Origin of the sequence: Shimia sp. MMG029 (assembly GCF_027947445.1) — a bacterium.
GTDB lineage: Bacteria > Pseudomonadota > Alphaproteobacteria > Rhodobacterales > Rhodobacteraceae > Shimia.
Genome location: NZ_JAQJIM010000005.1, coordinates 84,574 through 105,022 on the forward strand (window position 1 = coordinate 84,574; position 20,449 = coordinate 105,022).

The following is a 20,449-nucleotide window of genomic DNA, read 5'->3' on the forward strand; positions in this document are numbered from 1 at the left end:
GCGAAGCCTCCTTAGTTTGTCACAGCATAGGCATCTGTGAAGCCAATACCATGTACTTTGTCCGTGATCGCTTTGAGATCAGATTTGCTGCTGGCGGGCCCGACAAGGACACGCCAGAAAGTTTTCTCACCAGACGTGGTTTTGCGCACTAGCGGCGACAGTCCAGTGGTTTGCATTTGCTCCGCTGCGCGGTTCGCATTGGCTTGCACCGAGAAAATACCGATTTGCACATAGGGTTTTGACAATGACGATGCAGAAGGCTTTGGCGCGACTTCTGACCGCGCGGTTGTTGCGGCTGCAGCTGGGGCAGCTTCAGCTTCGGCGGCTGCGATTGCTGCTGTTGCGGCGGCGATGGGTTCCAGCTGAGCTTCAGCTATTTCAGCGGTGGACGCATTTGATTGAGCTGCCTCTGCAGATGCCGGCGCTTCTTCGGCCACCTCTTCGCGACGCAGAGCCGTGACGTTGAGCGCCACAGGTTGGCCCGCGATCATGCCCAGCGCCTCGGCCGCATCAGAGGACACTTGAATCCGGGGGCCAGGGATTTCTCGTTCGCGGCGGAAAAGCGCGCCAATGACAAATTTGCCGTTGGACTGGTTTCGGATGATCACCCGTTCTGGATCAGACACATCTGGGTGCGCCGCCCAGACACCGCCAAGAGACGGGCGTCCATCCCATAGACCGGATTCTGAAGCGGAAAACACCTCAGGCGCTTCTACGTCGCGCTCTACCAGTTTCGTGGTTTGGCCCGTGCTTCCCGTTTCTGCGACCTCTGTGTCAGCGCTGGGTTGGCCAAATGGGTTTTCAAAATCAGAACAACCCGCCAGTAGCAGGCTGCTTGAAATGCAGGTGCTGAGAATCCAGCGTTTGGAGATATTGCGCAAAACGCCGGTTTGATTGCTCATGATTTGTCCTCTGCCCGCTCATGCTTTTAGCCCCGGATGCGCTGAAGAGTGTTTCCATTCTCAAACGGGGTGCCGGAGCGCTTTGCTCGGGAGTTTAGCGTGCTGGTTTCCGCATGGAAAGTCTGGTGAAACAGCTCCGCGAGATTTTGCGCAGGTTTTTCTCTTGAACCCGCCGCCTGACCCGATTAGGGAGAGGGCGTCGGAGGAGTGGCAGAGTGGTCGAATGCACCGGTCTTGAAAACCGACGAGGGTTAACGCCCTCCGTGGGTTCGAATCCCACCTCCTCCGCCACCTTGTCTAAGTCGTTGATTTATAAGGTGAGAATTGCATGTATTACAGAGGTGCATGTAGTACGTGGCGTACCACATCGACGAAGACGACGGAGGCACACACGAGGAAGCTCGTGACATGCGCCATCTCGAAAGACCCCGAGGCAAGGGCTACTCTCTGCGCATCAAGACGCCCGAAGTGTTGGTCGGGACTGAAAACCCTTGGACAGGGAAGCCGTTCGGTAAGACCCTGAAGCTGGGTTTGGACACCACGAAGTACGCTGAAGCCGTGCGGACGAGAGATGTGCGCATCGGCCAACTCTGGCAACTCGAGGCTGAGGCCAAGAAAGGTAAAGGCCAAAAGAGCATCGGCGGCATCATCGATCTCTCACCAGAGAATGCCAAGGCATGGCGGGAGCTGCGGGCAGTCGAAGGTGACGAGCATGACCTGATCCTGACAGAGCAGTTAGACAGGGCCACTGAAGCAGGCTACGCGAAAGAGGCCCAGCAGTTCGCTGATGTTGTCCTCATGGGGAAGCTACCGCTGGCCGAGGCGTTGGAGCAGTATCTGGACGATAGGGTGGAGGGAAACCCTCTCGGGCTTGACCCACTAAAGCGCTCAACTATGAACGACGTGAGGTCCTCAGTGAAACATCTGGCGGCCTACTTGGGAGATGGCGCTACACTTGCGGATGTCACGGTGCAGAAGGCGTTTAGGTTTCGGACTGAGTACTTACCCCTGACGGCCAAGGTGTCGCCTACAACAGTCGATAAACATACGACGCACCTACGAGGGCTGTGGGCATGGGCAGTCACCGATAGGCGTGTCTTGAGGGGGAAAGGCGGCAGCGCTGTCCCCAATCCTTGGGTCCGCGAGGAGCAGGGCATCTCCCGCAAGAAGACCAACAGAGCGAAGAAGGCACAGAAGCGTGATGCCTTCACTGCGGAAGAGGTTACCAAGCTCTTTATGGCGGAGCCAGATTGGGGGACCAAGAAAGCCGACATACTGAGGCTCTCACTGTCTACAGGTGTCAGGGCGGACGAGGTCGCTTCGCTAGAGTTGAGGCATGTCGAACTCGATGGCTCAGGCTTCAGTATCCCAGACGGCAAGACCGACAACGCACGACGCTTCATACCGCTTGTTGAAGACGCCCAGCGCCTACTAGCAGAACGTGTTAGGGCCGCTACGCAAGCGCAGCAGGACCTCCCCAGCGACGAGCGTAGGCTATTCCATGAGTGGTCACAGAGGCCTAGTAAAGGCAAGGCAAGCGCAGTTTCGCAATGGTTCACACGCTTCAGGAGGGACACTCTTGGGGTCGATACTGACGGGCGACTGGTGATGCACTCCTTCAGGCACACATGGGCGACACATGCGAAGAGAGCAGGTGTCCCCAGAGACATTCGGCAGGAGCTGGGGGGCTGGGCGAAACCGAAGGAAGCCATGGACGTGTATGACCATGGCCTTGAGTGGAAGCAACTGCGGGAGTGGCAGCAGAGGGTCTGGGAGGCCTTGAAGGAGGCCGGATACCTCGAGGCGTTTTAGAGGCAACGCACTTCAACTCTTCGACTTTAGCAACAGCGGCATCCACGTGATCGACATCGACCATGAATTGAGTACCACCGTCTAATTGAGGCCCACCATTGAAGGCACCATCCGCGTCCATGAGGTGACGGCCTCAAGTTACGGCGCGGGATGGCTCTTCGGCTGGTCCGTGGCGTTTGCTTCAGGTTCTCGACGACGAGGTGATGGAGCCTCAGCGAGCGCCTGCAGCGGCGCATCTGCCATAACGCAGGTGTGCAAGCACTGACTGTGCATATTGCACAGGTTGGGACCGGCAAATCTGGACCCAAGCAACCGAAGAGAACATCAAAATGACCAAAGTAAAACAGGGGCTTAAGTCTCCCAAAAGCATGCGGCTGGCAATTAGCCAGCTCAAGACAGAGCCTGAGACCTTCCAGTACCGCGCGTATGAGACTGACGGAGGCCACGTGAAAGACCTCGCCTCAGCGATACAAGGGGGCAGTCAGATGGACCCTATGACTGTCTGGCATCGGGGAGAGGATGACTTCGTGATCCTGAACGGACACCACCGCCATGCGGCTTACACCCGTTGCAAGTACACAAGGAAGATCACAGTGACAGTACATGCGTGCACTGAGGCTGAGGCCAAGTTGATCGCTATAGCTGAAAGTACCAAAACCAAGCTCCCCATGACCAATACCGAGAAGATGGACGCGGCGTGGCGATTGGTTTGCTCCGACCATGCGTATTCTCGGAAGCAGCTCGTGCAAGCAACTGGGGCTGCTGACGGAACCATCGCCAACATGCGGAGATGCAAGAAAGCCTTTAACCAAGAAGAAATGGACATACCAACGTCGTGGTGGCTAGCGCAGCGCACACTGAAGGGTCTAGAGCAACAAGAATGGGACGAGGACATGCAGGAACAAATGATAGCGACCAGAGCTAAAGCGCTCGATGACGCCATTGGGGAAGCGCTGGGCAAGATGGGCAGGGTCCAGTGGGAGGCTGTAGCTCGCGTACTGGACAGGCGCTTGAACAAGCAGACGCTGGGGTTTGTGGTTGACTGGCTGCGTGACGACGAAGAAGACGAGGATGACTTCCCGTTCTGACGGAGACTTTTCTGCCGCAAATATCTGAGCGGTCTACCTATATCGGAGCGATACGGTTTTTACCCCCTACCTTCTCAGCGGAGGACAGGGGGCAAGCTGTTTTTTGCGCAGGGCCTGCGAGCATAAGCTGACACTTGCGCTGGGCGGGGGCTTAGCAGTACGGCATCGGCCCTTTGGTCACGTAGAGTTGCAGCCGCCCAAAGCAGAGACCCAGCTCACCCACGCCGCAATCAGTGAGCAAAAGCGGGCGGAGCCATGGAGTAGGGCGATGTCTTACAACGGTTATGTGGATGAAGCACAGGGAAAGTGTGTAGCACATTGGGGTATTTTCATAGTCAAGTTCCAGATGCGCAGGGAGAGCGATGCACAGTCGCATTGGTCTCCTTGCCATAACACATCCCACGGTTTACCTGCGCTGCCCCTGCGACATACTGACTCACTAATTGAGCAATTTCCTTTTGTCCGTAAGGGTATAGGCTTGTGTACACCTTGGCGCTGCAATCGCAGGGGTGTCCGTAAGGGTTGATCTCGGTCAACGTACAGAACCCAAACGGACACATGAGGACACTATGAGTAAGACCATCCTGTACGCACGAGTTTCCACAACAGACCAGACACTTGACCACCATAGGACGCTAGCAGAGGCAGCTGGCTTCTTGATCGACGAAGTGGTCGCGGACCATGGGGTCTCAGGCGTCAGCACTGCGCTGCAGGAGCGCCCAGAAGGAAAACGGCTGTACGACAAGCTCCGCCACGGGGATACTCTGGTTGTCCGCTGGGTGGACCGTCTGGGCCGCAACTACCAAGACGTCACGGACACAATCCGACACTTCATGAGGCAGGGTGTCGTGGTAAAAACCGTGATCAACGAGATGACATTTGACGGGGCGACCACAGACCCGATGCAAGAGGCCGTTAGAGACGCTTTGATTGCCTTCATGGCCGCAACGGCACAGGCGCAGGCAGAGGCCATCAAAGAGGCTCAAAAGGCTGGAATCGCGGCTGCGAAACAGGTCGAGGCAAAGTACCGAGGGAAGAAACCCAGCTATGACAAAAGGGCGTTGGATGTTGTGCTTGAAATGTTATCGCAAGAGGCCGGCGCAACGGAGATCAGTAAGGTGACCGGGCTAACCCGCCAGACAGTGATCAGAATCAGGCGAGACCCAGCAAAAGCTCAAGAAACTCTGTCCAAGTGGGCTGATTGAAGTGCCGCCCAGATTAGTCGGTCTTGGTGTCCCGTGCCACCACTAGGTCGCGCGGGTTGTTCAATTTCCAGCGCTGGCCTTCTCTTACGAGATCGCCACTGATTGTTACCGTGTTCCGGCTGGTGTGTGCCGCAGTTGCAGACGCATACATCTCTTCATCAAGGGTCACAGCCACTGACATAAGTTGGTTGTCCACAATCGCCTTAAGGGTGATGTTTCCCGGTACTTGGTCCTCCAAACGTGAAAGCTTGGACACGAAACCGGTCAAGTCTTCGTCTGGACGAGGCGCTTTTGCTTCCAACAATCGTGCTGCCTCTTTGAGAATCTTGCCGTCCTCCTCGACAAAGCTAAAGGAAGCTTTCGGAAGTGGGGCCTTTCTCGATTGCGACCAAGTCAAAGACAAGTCTAATCCTTGCCCATTTTGAATTAGCTTTGCGGCTGCTGAGCAAAGGTTCGCGCTAATGCCACCGGACACGCCTTTCTCAAACTCTTCTATTCCTGCACCGCTGTTTACCCGCTGTACTGCATTTTGAGTGTGCTGAAGTGCCTCAGCGAGGACTCTGGTAACTTGGCGCTCGAACGGCTCCGCGTCGAACTCCGGCCAAAGACCTGACTGTGTTGTCATCTCAAGTGAAGCCGGTACTGGAGAGAGAAGTGTAACTATGAATGAGCCGATCTCAGTCTGTCCGAGCTTGACGCTCTTCATGTATTCCGATGCCTGCGCGTTTTTCCCAAGCTTATATGCTCGCTTTCTATGCCCCACTGCACATGCAGCAGAGAGAAGTAGGTCGTGAGAGTTTCGGAAGAGACCGACGCCGTCACCTATCGCTATTGCGCCACTTTCATCGCCTGCAGGTGCGCGTGTCCTAAGCACATCTGATGTCGCTACTTTTATGTCCTTCAGGATTTGTAGTTCATCGCGATCCTCGGCCTCGGACATTGCCTCAATGGCTCTTCCCACCACTGAAGAATAGTCTCCGAACTGCGTCGAAGCCGGAAGAATAATCGCCAAGTCCGGCGAACTTGCGATCGTATAGAGGTCACCTATGTGGCGATCTGCCATCACGTACTCTTCAGCGAACTCCCAGCCCTGCGACATGGCGTACGAACGCAAGGCCATGGGGTCAATTGCGCCAAGCACAAGTTGGTCACTGAGCTTAACTCGCATGGAAGCCGCCCCTTGGAGATTTCCTCAAGTAGGTTGGACAGCGTAGTTGGTGTCAAGAATTGCCCTCTAGGAAGCACCACTGTCTTAGATTCCTTGTCAATGTCAGGCAGGCCCGCAAGCGACACCCACCACATCCTACTCCTCAGAATGCTCTCGGTATCTTTGAACGTAAACCAATCAGGTTCTTTTGTTGGCATTTCGTATACAGCCAGTATCGCAGGTACAAGGCGTTCGCACCTTAGGTCATCATAGTTCTTACGCTTCAAGCGGAAGTGCAATCCATCCGGCTTGATGTCTGGTGACGAGGTTGCTTTCAATTGGAGATCTAATTGTGGGTGGAGGCGACCCTGGGCGCGGACACACGCATCAATGCTGTTTCTGTCAATGCGCGGTTGTTCCACAGCAAATCCGACGCTGCTTGCAATTGCGTATAGATAGGTGAGCGAGAACTGTTCTTTCTGGTCAACTTTACTCAGCATCGGGGCGATCATTGTTGCTCTAATGTGCTCTCAAAGTTGATGGGCAATTGCCGATGATCCCACCAGTGTCAACGATCGCCTAGGTGGTGAAGGGAATTGCGCATCAAGCAATCATTGCTAGGGCGGAATACGGCAATGCCTGCGTGTTTGTTGTGGTATATCTTGCCGTACAGTCTGTTTTGTACCACTTTCTATGCGCATGTGTCTGAAATTTAAGGAGTTTTCAATCATGGCGCAGTATCCCACCTCCTCCGCCACGATCTTCTTTTGGAAGTGTATCGCTGTTCTTGCGACCGAATTCGGGTCGCGGCCGATTTTGGGCCTTGGCTACATCAGCTGCATGCGTGGTAAACAAAACGCCTCCGGATATCCTGACGTCTTGGAAAAATGACTTTCAGCTCAGCACGTTCTTGTATCTTGGCTCAAGCACTTGGCCAATTGCAGGGTTGCTCTGTCGCTCCTACCATTGAAACCCATGGTAGGAGGATGGAGAGTTTATAGGCTCCGAATAGATCGCCAATTATTGCTATCGTGTACCGCCTTAGCTAACACAAAGAAGCCCGCCTAAGAGGCCAGACGCATTTGTTGGCCACTTTCAGCAGAATCCGCGCGAAAATCTGACACGAGTTTTGACAGCTTCGCGGTTTCTCTGTCGAGCGCGCCACACGCGGCGGCAGTCTCTTCGCACATCACTGCATTCTGCTGCTGTGTGGTTTCAAGGTTGCCCATTGCGCTGTTCAATTCCGAAATTCCTAGGGACTGCTCACGCGCTTGCTTGGAGATGTCTTGAATGTGTTCCGAGATATTGTTGAACGCTGTCAGCATACCCTCCAGAGATGCACTTGTGCGATCCACCAACTCCACGCCATGAGCCACTTGCTCACTGGAGGTGTTTATCAGTTCTTTGATGTCTTGTGCCGCGTCTGACGACCGCAATGCAAGGCTACGCACTTCGGCAGCAACAACCGCAAACCCGAGCCCTGCATCGCCTGCGCGCGCGGCCTCCACACTGGCATTGAGTGCAAGCAAGTTTGTCTGGAATGCGATTTCGTCAATCATGCCTGTAATCTGCGTAATCTGTTCGGCGGTCTGATGGATATGCCCCATCGCTTTTACCGTTGCACGCGCAACTTCTGAGCTCTCAACAGCGTTTTGATTGACTTGAACAACCAGCTTTTCGGTACGCTCCGCTCCGGTGGCCACATTGTCCACCGACTTTGTCATGTCTCCAAGTGCAGCTGCGGTCTCCTCCAATTGAGCGGCGGATTGTTCTGTGCGTTGCGCAAGGTCATTTGAGGCGGTCGTAATCTCCCGGAGGCCACCGTCAATGGAACTTGCAGAGCGGTCTGTTGATCCAATCAGGTGCCCAAGTTGATCGACGGTTTCGTTGAAGTCGACCCTAAGCCGTTCATATGACTTCGGCATTTCTTCCAATATTTGTGCGTCTAGATGTCCCGACGCCAGAAGTTGCAGCCCATTTGCAAGCGCCTGCACAACGGATTCTTGCTGTTGTTTTTCGATTTCTTGAGCGGCTTCCAACTGTTCTTTTTTAACAAGCTCTTGTCGCAATGTTTCGATAGATCTGGCCATATCAGAGATTTCATCTTGGCGCGTAGGAACCTCGAGCGCGGCTTTGTTCTCTCCGCGCGCAAGCGATTTGATAGCGTCCAGCATGGTGCCGAGCGGTTTTGCTACTAAAAATCGCGTGGATGCAAATACGGCCGCCAGCGTAAACATAAGAAGCAATAGCCCGGTCACAGCCTGTTCAACGATCACCGCGAAAACCGGTTGAGTGAAGACTTTCTTGGGGATGTCGAGCGCAATGACCCAGGTTTTGTTCATTCCCTCAGTTGTAAATGGGAAAAACAGCCGTGTTGCCCCATTTTTAGCGTTTGGCACGACTTGTACGTCCGCCGTGTTGATTGCCTTGAGCAACGCTTCACGGCCTGCGTCGTCAAATTGCTGCATCAGCTTGTCTGTTTCAGGGTGCGCGAGTACCAAACCGCTCTGGTCGACCAAAACCATTCGATCGCCTTCGTAGATTGAAAAATTGTCCAGAAGCGCGGTGAGCTCGCCGAGCAGTATGTCAACGCCCGCAACAGCAACCACTCGGCCATTCACAAAGACTGGCGCTGATGCAGAGGTTAGCATGTCATCACCCTCGTAGGTCAGGTACGGTTCGGTAATAACGGTTTCACCTGTCTCCATAGGGAATTTTACATACTCTGGCGGTTGCGTGGCATCATATTCAAATGTGTCAAATTCGAGCTGTCCATTTTCATTCCAAATCCAAAGCGGATTGAAGAGGCCAGATTCGTGACGCCCCTCATTTCCGAAGATGTACCGATCGCTAGCGCCATTCGGATCACCGCTCATGTAGGTGGAGAGGGCCAGATCATAGCGTCTTGCAAAACCTTCCATCACGTCTTTGATCTCGGCTGCCGTGGTTCTGCCATCTTCCATTATACCGGATATCGCACCACTGATCGCATCAGCGGCAGAAATCATTCTGGCCAACTCCGAGGAGAGTTTAAGCGCCAGCGCTTCTGCCTCGAGAGATGTTTTTTGAACAACTTCAGCTCTAACCTCGGATGATTTTTGGACTGCAGAGTAAAGTGTGAATGCGATAACAATCACGGAGATCGCGATTGTTGCGACAATCACCAATTTCCCTGAGATGGTTCTAAACATATTTACCGGCGCTTTCTCTTCAGAAGTTAAGTGAGTGTGCGCGCTGGTAGAAGAATTTGCTTAAACAACAGTTGATCGTGGACTAAAATCGGCTGTTAACAGGCTAAGCGAGTATTTGATGTAGGTGCCGTCGCCTATCGCGGAAGAAAATCTAGATTTGCTGCAAGCATACGACTTACATGTGCGTTTCAGGGCCAGCAGATAATAGCCTCCGCAAGCGTGATTCTTGTGAGAGATCCGTCGTTCACGGTCGCAAGGCTTGGCGTGGGTGATGTCGGTTCCATCGACGTCAATCCATCCAGCGTGGGTTTTCTCAGCCTGATGAGAGTACCGCCTGCCGCTGCTGACATTGCGAAATTGCGGAGAATGGGGTGTTTCGACCAGATTGAAACCGGGTTGCCACAACGCTTGGCCGTCCATAAAAGCGAATGTTATGAGTGCGCCGAAACTTTCCAAGATTGATCAACAGCCCGCGACGTTGCGGGACATGGTTCAAGAACGGATGCGTGAAGCCATCGTCGAAGGTCTGTTTCAGCCTGGCGAGCGCTTAGTCGAGCGTCCTTTGTGCGAGCAGCTCGGCGTCAGCCGCACGGTCGTTAGGGAAACTATACGTTATCTCGAGGCTGAAGGTTTGGTTGAGATCCTTCCTGGACATGGGCCAATCGTTGCGGTCATGCGTTGGGAGGATGCGCGCCAAATTTATGGCATCCGACGGCTTCTCGAAACGGCAGCTGCTGAACAATGCGCACGCAACATTGATGCAGATATCTCACGCAAGCTGGAGGCGGCGCTGAAACGTTTGCAAGAAGAGTCCGTCGGGAAGACGCGCGGTTCATTGTTTCGAGCAACGTCTGATTTCTATCAGCAAGTTTTTCGTGGAGCAGAACATCACATAGCTTGGGATATTGTTGAACGCTTGAATGGGAGGATCAGCCGGTTACGCATGTTGACGCTGACCTCAACCCAACGCAGGCGACCCGGCATAGCCTACATGGAAGACATTTGTGCAGCTGTTGTCTCGGGGAACCCTGAGGCAGCCCGGATCGCAGTCGAATGCCATTTAGACGCTGTAGCGGCTATTGCAGAGCGGGTGTTTGCTTCCGAGGGTGACTTGCAATGACTGATCACCCCAAAGGGTATTGGATCGCAAATGTAACTGTCAGTGATCCTGAGGCTTATTCGGACTACCAAGCACTGGCTCCTGAGGCTTTCCAAAAATACGGGGCTCGTTTTTTGGCGCGAGGGGAGGCTGAGACGTTGGAGGGGCAGCGTTGGCAACGGCGCGTGATCATCGAGTTCGACACTATAGAACAAGCGAGAGCCTGCTATAATTCGATAGAGTATCGTCTTGCTCGAGAAAAGCGCGCGTCTGCCTGTCAGGCGGATATCGCGCTCATACAGGGCTTACCCAATTTCTGAGATTGCGGCTGGAGAAGTGACCGGGAGTCGATTGGGTCTCTATGCTCTTGCCAGGGCTATCCTTGCTGTTCGTGGCGGTTCCTCTAAGTGGCGTATTGGTGAGGCTGGCCACCTGGATGCTATCTGAAAATGTAGCTGAAATCCCAGATGACTGGTCCCGGTTCTTGATCGTTGTTTCGTAGAATGCGCAGTGATTGCGTGCAGCGAATTCGTATTAAGTATCTAAAAAGAAATAATTTTACGTTCCGTGGGGCCGTGGCGCAGGTGCAGCGCTCTCGCCCGGCAAGATTATAATTGACATGTTGGTATATGGTATACCATCTTACCATAAAGATGACAGACCTCTGTAGGGAGCCAAAAATGCCGGCCGAAATTCGTAAAACACTTCTGCATGTCGAAGAAACGCTGATCGAGGGCGGTAAGGTTGCTGAGCACACGCTAAAGATGATCGCAACCATTGCCGTGATCAAAAACCCATGGGCAGGTCAGGGTTTCGTTGAAGATTTACGTCCCGCGATCCACGATTGTGCGCCTGGATTAGGTGAGGCGCTCACAAAGATGGTGCTTGAGGCCGCCGGTGGTGGTGACAAAGTCGAAGCCTATGGTAAAGCGGCGATTGTGGGGATGAATGGCGAGGTGGAACATGCGTCGGCATTGATTCACACCCTGCGCTTTGGAAACCATTACCGTGAAGCGGTGGGTGCAAAATCTTACTTGGCCTTCACAAACACGCGCGGCCCTGCCAATGCGCCACTGCAGATCCCGTTGATGGACAAAAACGACGGCGGTAGGCGGAGCCATTACCTGACCATACAGCTGTCTATCGCCGATGCGCCCGGACCGGATGAAATCGTGATCGCTTTGGGGGCGTCTATTGGTGGTCGCCCGCATCATCGCATCGGTGACCGCTATCAGGATCTGCAGGAGCTCGGGCATGATGTTGACAACCCTGCAGCTGTCTGAGCCTTACGGGCGCGTCACCTACAGGGAGTCTGGTCAGGGCTTCCCCTTAGTGCTGCTTCATGGTGTAGGAATGCAATCTGCCGCATGGTATCCTCAGGTAGAAGCGTTTTCCGCGCTTTGCCAGGTGATCGCTCTGGATCTGCCAGGTCATGGAGGGAGCGATACGTTGGCGGGAGAGCCAGCTTTGCCTGACTATGTTGCGTGGTTACATGCGGTTGTGACGGCAATGGGCCTTGGGCCTATCCATTTGGTCGGCCACTCTATGGGGGCGCTGATCTCGGCGGGATATACGGTGTCCCATCCACAGAGAGTGGCAAGCGTGGCGCTTCTAAATGGTGTATTCCGCCGCTCGTCCGCAGCGCGGAAGGCTGTTGTGGCCCGTGCAAACGACATTCAACGTGGTTGTTTTGACCTTGAAACGCCGTTGAAGCGATGGTTCGGTGACAGACCAGCAGAGCAGAAGGCACGCGGTAAGGTGTCTGACTGGCTATCTTCGGTGAATACCAAAGGGTACGCCGACGCCTACGCGGCATTTGCTGCGGGCGACGAAAAGTATGCGGATCAGTTTTCACAAATCCGCTGCCCGCTGCTGGCACTCACCGGCGCACTGGATCCGAATTCGACGTCTGAAATGGCTGAGGCCATGGCTGATATTGCCCCGCAAGGACATGCGGTTATCATTGAGGGGGAGCGTCATATGGTCAACCTAACGGCACCGGAAAAGGTCAATGCAATTTTGAAAGATTGGTTGCGCACTCCGGCAGCGGAAAGAGGAACGGCATGACAAGTTTTGATCCTCGTGCACTCAGGAATGCGTTTGGAACGTTCATGACCGGCGTGACGGTTGTCACAACCCATGATGATGAGGGTAAGCCATTGGGTTTTACTGCGAATTCGTTCAGTTCTGTTTCTCTGGAGCCTGCGCTGGTCTCGATCTGTCTGGCCAACAGCTCTCGCAACTATGAGACGTTTGCCCGGGCAAAAGGATTTGGCGTCAATGTTCTGTCTGAGACCCAGAAGGATGTGTCGAATACGTTTGCGCGCCCAGTCGAAAACCGTTTTGCGACCGTGAACTGGCGCGCTGGTCCCGTGGGATCACCAATATTTGCGGGGGTTTCGGCCTGGTTTGACTGTTCGACCTTCAAAACAGTTGAGGCAGGAGATCACCTGATCCTGATTGGCAGGGTCGAAGCCTTTGACATGTCGACTGCGCCCGGGCTTGGCTACGCGCGTGGTGCGTATGTCACCCCAGCGGCAGAAGCGGAGGCGTTAAGCCAAGGTACCAATTTGATCGTGTCCGCACTGATTGAGCGCGACGGAAAAGTGCTGTTGGTTGGTAACGAACATGGGCGTCTGACGCTGCCTACAACCAAAACCGGGAAGATGGGTGTCACATCGGCCTTGAACGACCTAATCGATCGATGTGGCGTGAATGCCGAGCCTGGTTTCATTTATTCTCTGTATGAAGATGCCGCACAGCAGCAACAGCACATCGCATTCCTGTGTCAGGCGGCAGAGGGAGAGCCATCACAGGGCACTTTCGCAGAACTGAATGAAAGTACGCTGATGGATATTGCAGACGCGGCGATGTGCACGATGTTGGAGCGTTATGAGCAGGAGCGTCGCATCGGAAATTTCGGGATCTATCTTGGCAATCAGATCAGTGGAAAAGTTCGCCCAGTCTTGTCTTAAAAAGAGAAATGCAATGAAGTTTTCGCTATTTGCTCACATGGAGCGTATCAATCCAAAGGATGATCAAAGACGCCTGTATGATGAGTTTGTGCAGCTATGCAAGATTGCGGATGAAGCTGGGTTCCATGCGGTTTGGACAGGTGAACATCACGGGATGAATTTTACCATCGCGCCGAATCCTTTCATCAACCTGGTAGATCTTGCAAACAAGACCAAGAATGTGCGTTTGGGCACAGGAACGGTGATCGCACCTTTCTGGCATCCGATCCGCCTCGCTGGTGAAGCTGCGATGACAGATCTGATTACGGATGGCCGATTGGAGCTTGGCATTGCACGCGGCGCTTATTCTTTCGAATATGAACGCATGATGCCCGGGATGGACGCCTGGGAGGCTGGGCAACGCATGCGCGAACAAGTTCCAGCCATCAAGAAACTCTGGGCTGGGGATTACGCGCACAACGGTGAGTTCTGGCAGTTTCCAGAAACCACCTCGGCGCCACAACCAGTGCAGGCTGATGGTCCACCTATTTGGATCGCCGCCAGAGATCCAAACAGTCACGAATTTGCTGTCGCAAACGGGTGCAATGTGCAAGTGACGCCGCTGTGGAACGGTGATCCAGAGATCGAGTCACTGATGAGCAAATTCAACGATGCTTGCGCCAAATTCCCTGACGAGCCGCGCCCGAGCATAATGTTGCTCTTGCATACCTATGTTGCCAGCGATGCAGAAGATGCAAAACAGGCAGCGGTCGAACTGAACCGGTTCTACAACTACTTCGGCGCTTGGTTCATGAACAAGCGCAAGATCAGGCAGGGCTTGATTGAGCCGCTTTCTGATGAAGACATTGCGGCGCACCCTTTTTACTCACCTGAAGCAATACAGCGCGATCTCGCAATTGGTACCGCCGAAGAGCTGATAGTGCGGCTGAAAAACTACGAAGCCATGGGATATGATGAATACTCCTTCTGGATCGACAGCTCGATGCCCTTTGAGCGGAAGAAGGAGTCGCTTGAGCGGTTCATCTCTGACGTGATGCCTGCCTTTCAGTAAGGAAAAATTATGCAGCAGTTTCAGCAATATATTGACGGTGACTTTTCCGACGGCACTGCGCAATTCGAAAGCAAAGATCCGGCAACTGGGCGGCCTTGGGCCATGATGCCTGAGGCGCGTGCTGCTGATGTGAACCGTGCTGTTGAGGCGGCTGATCGTGCATTCTTTGATCCCGAGTGGGCGCATATGACAGCAACGCAGCGCGGGAAACTTTTGGCGCGTCTCGCGGATCTGATCGCAGAGAATGCCCCGCGTCTGGCCGAGCTTGAAACGCGTGATACTGGAAAGATCATTCGCGAAACATCAGCCCAAATCTCTTACGTTGCAGACTACTATCGGTATTATGCAGGGCTTGCCGATAAAATCGAAGGGGCGTTCCTGCCGATAGACAAACCAGATATGCAAGCTTGGCTGCGACGCGAGCCTATAGGTGTAGTAGCGGCAATCGTCCCTTGGAACTCTCAACTCTTTCTGTCTGCTGTCAAAATTGGGCCCGCACTGGCAGCGGGCTGCACAGTTGTTTTGAAAGCTAGCGAAGAGGGACCGGCGCCCATGCTGGAATTTGCCCGCATTTTCGATCAAGCGGGGTTTCCGAAAGGTGTTTTGAATGTCATCACCGGATTTGGTCCGGAGTGCGGTGCGGTTTTGACCAGTCATCCGAAGGTGTCGCATGTGGCCTTCACTGGAGGAGCCGAGACTGCGCGCAATATCGTGCGCAGCACGGCAGGAAATTTGGCCTCGACCTCACTTGAACTGGGTGGGAAGTCTCCGTTCATCGTTTTTGATGACGCCGATCTCGACAGTGCGGTGAACGCGCAGATTTCGGGGATTTTCGCCGCGACGGGGCAAAGCTGCGTCGCAGGATCCCGCCTTGTGGTCCAAAATGCCATCAAAGATGAGTTTCTGGCTCGACTGAAACAAAGGGCTGAAAAAGTGGTGATTGGCCCCCCTCAAGAGATGGCAACTGAAGTTGGTCCCCTGTGCACCTTGGGGCAGCGCGATCGGGCTTTGGCTCTGATTGAGCGTTCTCTGGCAAAGGGCGCGCGCTTGGTCACCGGCGGTTATATCCCTCAAGGCGACGGGTATTTCTTTCCCCCGACAATTTTGGATTGTACGGATGCACCTGATGCACCCTGCGTAACTAATGAGTTTTTTGCCCCTGTTCTTTCAGTCATCAGCTTTGATACCGAAGCAGAGGCACTGGCGATTGCCAATGATACGCAATTCGGTCTCGCTTCGGGCTTGTTCACTCGCGATTTGACACGGGCGCATCGGATGATGCGTGGCATACGAGCAGGTATCGTCTGGGTTAACACATACCGCGCGGTCAGCCCGATCGCGCCGTTTGGGGGATTTGGCTTATCGGGTCATGGGCGAGAAGGCGGCGTGGAGGCCGCCCTTGAATACACAACAACTAAGGCGGTTTGGCTGCGCACCAGCGATGAACCAATCCCGGACCCATTCGTAATGCGATAGCTCTTGCAGATTGCAAAGCACATTAAAGCGGAGGTTCACAACACACGGAGAGAGCGGGATTTGTGAAGTCAGAGTAATTTGAGTTGCTTGCCGTGGTTGGCGTTGTCCGGTTTAGCTCGGGCGCGTTTGCGGCTGCCGTGTCGTTGGTTCACGCTCTGCGAGCGGGTTCGAAAACTAGCCGTTTTTTTCACCTCAGAAATCTGCGTTTTCGCCCATCTTGCGGCGACTTTATGATCAACGATCGGCGGCGGGTAGTTGGTATTAAATCTCGGCCTAAACAGCGGTGTTTCGGAGGCATACGGGACATGAATTGTTTCGTTGGGCAAATGGTCGAGTTCAGGCACCCATTTTCGAATAAACATGCCACTGGGATCCTGATCGCGGCTTTGCTTGATAGGATTGTAGCCCCGCAGTGCATTGATGCCAGTTACGCCAGATTGCATCTGAAACTGGCTGTAGTGAATGCCCGGTTCATAATCGGTAAACAGCCTGCCCATGTAAGGCGCGGTCTTACGCCAGTCGAGCCAGAGTTGATAACTGGCAAAACTGACCAACATCGCGCGCATACGAAAAGTGATCCACCCCGTTTCAATCAGTGATCGCATGCAGGCGTCGATAGGCGCACGGGAGGCTAGGGCCTCCTGCGCGCCTGGCCGAGTCACCGCATAAGGAAATGGTGCGAGGTCGCCAAAGTGATCGGGAAACTCTGTTTCAATAAGCTCCATAACTTGCTGGGTGATGGTATCTGGATCGGCTGAGTAGGGCGCTGGAACATGGAGATTTGTGGGCGGGGCACGCCTGTTCTCTACGTCAAAGTTCCACTGACTGCCTGTTGGGCCATCGGATTCCATGAGAACCGAGTGTTTTTTGCGCATCTCGCGATAGAAATGCTCCATGCGCAGTTGCTTCCGCCCATTGGCCCAATTCGCAAAATCGTTTCGAGAGGCGAGAAAATGGTCGTCCTCCAGAATGGATACAGGAATGCCGAGTTCGTGCTCCCAGTTTTGCATCGCGTCGAGCAATCGAAACTCACCAGGCGCTGTGATGATCAATGCCTCTGGGGTGAGTTGGGCAACTGCTCTTTGGACTTCACCAAAGAGGGAGCCTTGGTTATCCGGGGCATTATACGCTCGGTAAATGACATTAATCCCACGCGCTTTCAGGTCCGCTGCAAAGTGGCGCATCGCCGAAAAAACAAATGCGATTTTTTCTTGTGGTGTTTGACGTAGGTCGCTTCTTCGCGCACCTCCACCATTAAGACGACGTCACCATCGTTATGCTTCCGCAGGGAAGATACCGAAGGGGTCAGCTGGTCGCCCAAGACGAGGATAAGTTGCATATTTGGCCAGTCGGTGGACGCGGCGCGCGCCCTTAAGTGACGTGATTGTATCTGATACGCAGCGGCATGTGGTGCGGATCAGCAGACACGCCGACGACTGGCTCTCGCAGTGGGAAGGTTGGCATTGTGCAATCAGCTTCGTATTGCACAATGCCTTATGTTGATGTGGACAAATCCAAAGCTGGCGTGACCATATCAAGGATTTCCGGGCTAAGTCTTTGAGGTCACTGTGCACCAAACGCAATCATGGTCAGAAAGTGGTCGGCCATTTGCGTCCAGCGCGGGCAGCAGGCCTTTGCTCATACATTGCAGGCCGCTTCCGGCGAACCAGTCCAGCTTCATCACACGATCAGGATGCGGAGTAATAAGACTGGGGCGGGTTGTCATTCCCTCCGCGGTGAAGTCCCACGAAAATCCCTGCTGTTCAGCCAATGCGAACAAGGTTTCTTGCTTCCAGTCGAAATTGGGTGGGATGTGGTTGCCGGTGTTTAGATCGCCACCAATCAGGATGGGCATGTCCGGCGCAAAACGCGCCACCTCTGTCAGAAGTTCTTCAAACTGTGCGTGGCGGTGGGCGGCACCGGCGTTGCTTTCCAGATGAGTGGAAACGACGCACATAGGTCCTGTTTCTGTCGGTACAATCGCGACAATTGCCATACGCCCGCCCAACCTTGGCTGTTGCGGATCCGCCGCGCCTGTGTCTGCAGCAAACCAATGCCCGTCTTTGTCGAGCCGGATCATGCCCACCTTTTGAAAGGGAACAGAAGACAAAATAGCATTGCCGTGCCAACCTAACGTGTTGAAGTCATCTTTGCAGAAGGCGCGCTCTGTTGGGCCGCCAAGGTCGAGTTCATGGAACTCTACGCCAAAGGCGTATTGCATGCTCAATGCGTTTGCCATGTCCTCAGTGGTGTGACGTTGCCCCGTGCGGGACATGCCGTGATCCACCTCAGACAGAAGCACGATGTCTGGCGCAACCGTACTCAAATGGGCGGCAGTTTCTTCTGGAAACAGGCAACGTTCTACATTCCAGGCCGCCACGGTTATGTCCGCGGGGAGCGACGTGCAGTGACTTTCGCCGCCGATTTGAATCGCATTCATCGCTGGCGTGTCGGCAAGTAAAGCTTGGTGAGCTCGCACTGTACGCGGCGTTTCTAAAATGCGTTGCTGCTCTGCTTTGCTGATCGCTGGCAAGGTAGCGTGGGTGTGAGTGATCATAGAGCTTTTCCCGTTTCCACATCAAACAGCCGAAGCGCATCAGTCTTGAGACCGACGCGTACTGGTCCCGGTGCAGCTGCGACTTCTTTGCTGACATGCATTGTGAAATTTTGCGCGGCCAGTTGGCCATGCAACAGTCTGTGTGCGCCTAATTCTTCAACAATATCAACATGGAAGTCCAGCGGCCCAGCAGGGTCGAACGCGACGTCTTCGGGGCGGATACCTAGAGTGACCGCGCCGCGTCCCTGCGCATTTGCGAGTGGAGTGCCGTCATTGACAAGCACCTGTCCGCCCTCAAGGCGGGCCTCGAGCAGGTTCATTGGGGGTGCGCCCATAAAGCTTGCGACAAAGGTCGAAGCAGGGGAATGATAAATTTCTGCTGGGGTGCCAACCTGCTCTATGCGACCCTCATTCAGTACGATGATCCGATCCGCCATGGTCATGGCTTCCACTTGATCGTGGGTGACGTAGATTGAGGTCACACCGAGTCGGCGTTGCAAGGCTTTGATTTCAATGCGCATCTGATTGCGCAGTTTGGCATCGAGGTTGGAGAGCGGTTCGTCAAACAGGAACAGCGCTGGATCGCGAACCACAGCGCGGCCCATGGCGACACGCTGGCGTTGCCCTCCGGACAGCTGACTTGGTTTGCGGTCCAGGTAGGGCTCAAGATTGAGCATCTTTGCGGCTTCGTCCACCTTGCGCTCGATTTCTTGAGCCGGCGTTTTGCGGTTCTTGAGGCCGTAGCCGATGTTCTTGCGCACAGTCATATGCGGATAGAGCGCGTAATTTTGAAAAACCATTGCGATGTCGCGATCAGCGGGATCGACGTCATTCACCACACGATCACCAATCGACAGGCTGCCCTCGGTGATGTCTTCCAAACCCGCCACCATACGCAGCAAGGTGGATTTGCCGCAGCCGGATGGGCCTACGAGTACGACGAATTCACCGTCGGCAATATCAAAGCTGGTGCTGGTGACCGCCTCATAGCCATTGGGATAGATTTTGCGGATGTTTTGCAGAGAGACCTGAGCCATTTCTCTTGTCCTTATTTGTCAGATTCCGTGAGGCCCTTGACGAACCAGCTTTGGAAGAAAATCACCACGAGCACGGGCGGCAGGATCGCAATCAATGCGAGCATATTGGCGCGGCCGTATTCAGGAATATTTGTGCCTTCGAGATCTTGCGTGATCTGTTTGATCCCGCGCACCAGCGTGTACATGTGCTCTTCGGTGGTGATCATTGTCGGCCAAAGGTATTGGTTCCAGCCAAAGACAAACATGATGATAAACATGGCTGCGATCATCGTCTGGCTGAGAGGCACGAGGATGTCGATGAAGAATTTCACGGGTCCTGCGCCGTCGATCCGAGCGGCTTCAACCAACTCTTCTGGTACAGAACGGAAGAATTGGCGGAAGAAAAACGTCGCGGTTGCCGAGGCGATCAACGGCACGATCAAGCCGCTGTAGGTGTTAAGCAGCCCAAGCTTTTGCGCGATCTCATATGACGGCAGAATGCGCACCTCGAGCGGCAGAAGGAGCGTTGTGAAGATGAGCCAGAACGCAAATGTTGCAAACCGAAGTCGGAAATACACCAACGCATAGGCGGCCATCATGCCAATCGCGATTTTACCAAGGGCAAAGCCGAGCCCTAGGATCATCGAGTTCTTCAGCATGGACATGCCAGTATTCTCGCCAGAAAATCCGGAGGCCTCGAACATGGCTTTGTCGAAGTTGGCTCCAAATTGATCCCCGATCACCAGGCCAGGGCCGTTTTTGATGGTTTCAACATCGGTGGTTGTCGTGGTTTGTAGCACGATCAATAGGGGCACCAGCATAAAGAGCGAGCCAAGGATCAGCACTGCATGATCGCCAATATCGCTCCAACGGATGCGGAACTTGCGTACAGGCAGTGTGGGAGCCTGAGTTTGTGTTAGATCTGTCATG

General features: G+C 54.1%; 19 protein-coding genes, 1 tRNA gene and 1 pseudogene. 12 read left to right on the top strand and 9 right to left on the bottom strand.

Annotated features, from left to right (window positions below; genetic code table 11):
- Positions 1-11 precede the first annotated feature (11 nt).
- Complete coding sequence (locus PJL69_RS13180; protein ID WP_271310070.1) at positions 12-902, bottom strand: SPOR domain-containing protein; 891 nt, start codon at positions 900-902, stop codon at positions 12-14.
- A 201-nt stretch (positions 903-1,103) separates the two neighbouring features.
- Between PJL69_RS13180 and PJL69_RS13185 the strand changes: the two genes are divergently transcribed.
- The 4 genes from PJL69_RS13185 to PJL69_RS13200 all read left to right on the top strand — a co-directional run bounded on the left by PJL69_RS13185 (position 1,104) and on the right by PJL69_RS13200 (position 5,007).
- A tRNA-Ser gene (locus PJL69_RS13185) sits at positions 1,104-1,193 on the top strand.
- A gap of 63 nt (positions 1,194-1,256) precedes the next feature.
- On the top strand, positions 1,257-2,714 hold the full coding sequence (locus PJL69_RS13190; RefSeq protein WP_271310071.1) for a tyrosine-type recombinase/integrase: 1,458 nt from the start codon (positions 1,257-1,259) through the stop codon (positions 2,712-2,714).
- A gap of 329 nt (positions 2,715-3,043) precedes the next feature.
- The gene (locus PJL69_RS13195) at positions 3,044-3,802 is read left to right on the top strand and encodes a ParB/RepB/Spo0J family partition protein (protein ID WP_271310072.1); all 759 of its coding nucleotides are present in this window, start codon (positions 3,044-3,046) and stop codon (positions 3,800-3,802) included.
- Between the two features lie 569 nt (positions 3,803-4,371).
- Positions 4,372-5,007: a recombinase family protein gene (locus PJL69_RS13200; protein WP_271310073.1), complete on the top strand. Its 636-nt coding sequence runs from the start codon at positions 4,372-4,374 to the stop codon at positions 5,005-5,007.
- A gap of 13 nt (positions 5,008-5,020) precedes the next feature.
- Here PJL69_RS13200 and PJL69_RS13205 read toward each other — a convergent pair whose 3' ends face one another.
- Together PJL69_RS13205 and PJL69_RS20385 are read right to left on the bottom strand one after the other, a co-directional pair.
- The gene (locus PJL69_RS13205) at positions 5,021-6,175 is read right to left on the bottom strand and encodes a hypothetical protein (RefSeq protein WP_271310074.1); all 1,155 of its coding nucleotides are present in this window, start codon (positions 6,173-6,175) and stop codon (positions 5,021-5,023) included.
- Complete coding sequence (locus PJL69_RS20385; protein ID WP_441347497.1) at positions 6,070-6,666, bottom strand: DUF4365 domain-containing protein; 597 nt, start codon at positions 6,664-6,666, stop codon at positions 6,070-6,072. The genes PJL69_RS13205 and PJL69_RS20385 overlap by 106 nt, the downstream gene beginning before the upstream one ends.
- 217 nt (positions 6,667-6,883) lie before the next feature.
- On the opposite strand from PJL69_RS20385, the gene PJL69_RS13210 reads away from it, so the two are divergent.
- A complete protein-coding gene (locus PJL69_RS13210) occupies positions 6,884-7,045 on the top strand; it encodes a hypothetical protein (protein ID WP_271310075.1) in 162 nt (53 codons plus the stop codon).
- Positions 7,046-7,218: 173 nt separating this feature from the next.
- On the opposite strand, the gene PJL69_RS13215 is transcribed toward PJL69_RS13210, so the two are convergent.
- Positions 7,219-9,162 (bottom strand): methyl-accepting chemotaxis protein, encoded by a 1,944-nt coding sequence (locus tag PJL69_RS13215; protein ID WP_271310076.1) that lies wholly within the window; start codon positions 9,160-9,162, stop codon positions 7,219-7,221.
- A gap of 616 nt (positions 9,163-9,778) precedes the next feature.
- Between PJL69_RS13215 and PJL69_RS13220 the strand changes: the two genes are divergently transcribed.
- The 7 genes from PJL69_RS13220 (at position 9,779) to PJL69_RS13250 (ending at position 15,946) form a co-directional block, all read left to right on the top strand.
- The gene (locus PJL69_RS13220) at positions 9,779-10,465 is read left to right on the top strand and encodes a GntR family transcriptional regulator (RefSeq protein WP_271310077.1); all 687 of its coding nucleotides are present in this window, start codon (positions 9,779-9,781) and stop codon (positions 10,463-10,465) included.
- Entirely contained in the window at positions 10,462-10,764 is a 303-nt protein-coding gene (locus PJL69_RS13225) for a DUF1330 domain-containing protein (RefSeq protein WP_271310078.1), read from the top strand. The genes PJL69_RS13220 and PJL69_RS13225 overlap by 4 nt, the downstream gene beginning before the upstream one ends.
- A 360-nt stretch (positions 10,765-11,124) precedes the next feature.
- Complete coding sequence (locus PJL69_RS13230) at positions 11,125-11,727, top strand: amino acid synthesis family protein (RefSeq protein WP_271310079.1); 603 nt, start codon at positions 11,125-11,127, stop codon at positions 11,725-11,727.
- Complete coding sequence (locus PJL69_RS13235; RefSeq protein WP_271310080.1) at positions 11,699-12,511, top strand: alpha/beta fold hydrolase; 813 nt, start codon at positions 11,699-11,701, stop codon at positions 12,509-12,511. The genes PJL69_RS13230 and PJL69_RS13235 overlap by 29 nt, the downstream gene beginning before the upstream one ends.
- Positions 12,508-13,419 carry a flavin reductase gene (locus tag PJL69_RS13240; protein ID WP_271310081.1) on the top strand — a complete coding sequence of 304 codons (912 nt, stop codon included), beginning with the start codon at positions 12,508-12,510 and terminating at the stop codon, positions 13,417-13,419. Before PJL69_RS13235 ends, PJL69_RS13240 begins: the two co-directional genes overlap by 4 nt.
- A 13-nt stretch (positions 13,420-13,432) precedes the next feature.
- Positions 13,433-14,470 carry an LLM class flavin-dependent oxidoreductase gene (locus tag PJL69_RS13245; RefSeq protein WP_271310250.1) on the top strand — a complete coding sequence of 346 codons (1,038 nt, stop codon included), beginning with the start codon at positions 13,433-13,435 and terminating at the stop codon, positions 14,468-14,470.
- A 9-nt stretch (positions 14,471-14,479) separates the two neighbouring features.
- On the top strand, positions 14,480-15,946 hold the full coding sequence (locus tag PJL69_RS13250; RefSeq protein WP_271310082.1) for an aldehyde dehydrogenase: 1,467 nt from the start codon (positions 14,480-14,482) through the stop codon (positions 15,944-15,946).
- Between the two features lie 68 nt (positions 15,947-16,014).
- On the opposite strand, the gene PJL69_RS20390 is transcribed toward PJL69_RS13250, so the two are convergent.
- From PJL69_RS20390 to PJL69_RS13275, 5 genes and pseudogenes are all read right to left on the bottom strand, one after another.
- Positions 16,015-16,671: an FAD-binding domain-containing protein gene (locus tag PJL69_RS20390; protein ID WP_441347499.1), complete on the bottom strand. Its 657-nt coding sequence runs from the start codon at positions 16,669-16,671 to the stop codon at positions 16,015-16,017.
- Between the two features lie 3 nt (positions 16,672-16,674).
- Positions 16,675-17,285 (bottom strand): annotated as a pseudogene (locus PJL69_RS20395) (cryptochrome/photolyase family protein); the annotation flags it as partial.
- A gap of 210 nt (positions 17,286-17,495) precedes the next feature.
- Positions 17,496-18,503, bottom strand: a complete 1,008-nt coding sequence (locus PJL69_RS13265) for an endonuclease/exonuclease/phosphatase family protein (RefSeq protein ID WP_271310085.1) — start codon at positions 18,501-18,503, stop codon at positions 17,496-17,498.
- A complete protein-coding gene (locus PJL69_RS13270; protein ID WP_271310086.1) occupies positions 18,500-19,540 on the bottom strand; it encodes an ABC transporter ATP-binding protein in 1,041 nt (346 codons plus the stop codon). The genes PJL69_RS13265 and PJL69_RS13270 overlap by 4 nt, the downstream gene beginning before the upstream one ends.
- 11 nt (positions 19,541-19,551) lie before the next feature.
- The gene (locus tag PJL69_RS13275) at positions 19,552-20,448 is read right to left on the bottom strand and encodes an ABC transporter permease subunit (protein WP_271310087.1); all 897 of its coding nucleotides are present in this window, start codon (positions 20,446-20,448) and stop codon (positions 19,552-19,554) included.
- Position 20,449: the final 1 nt, after the last annotated feature.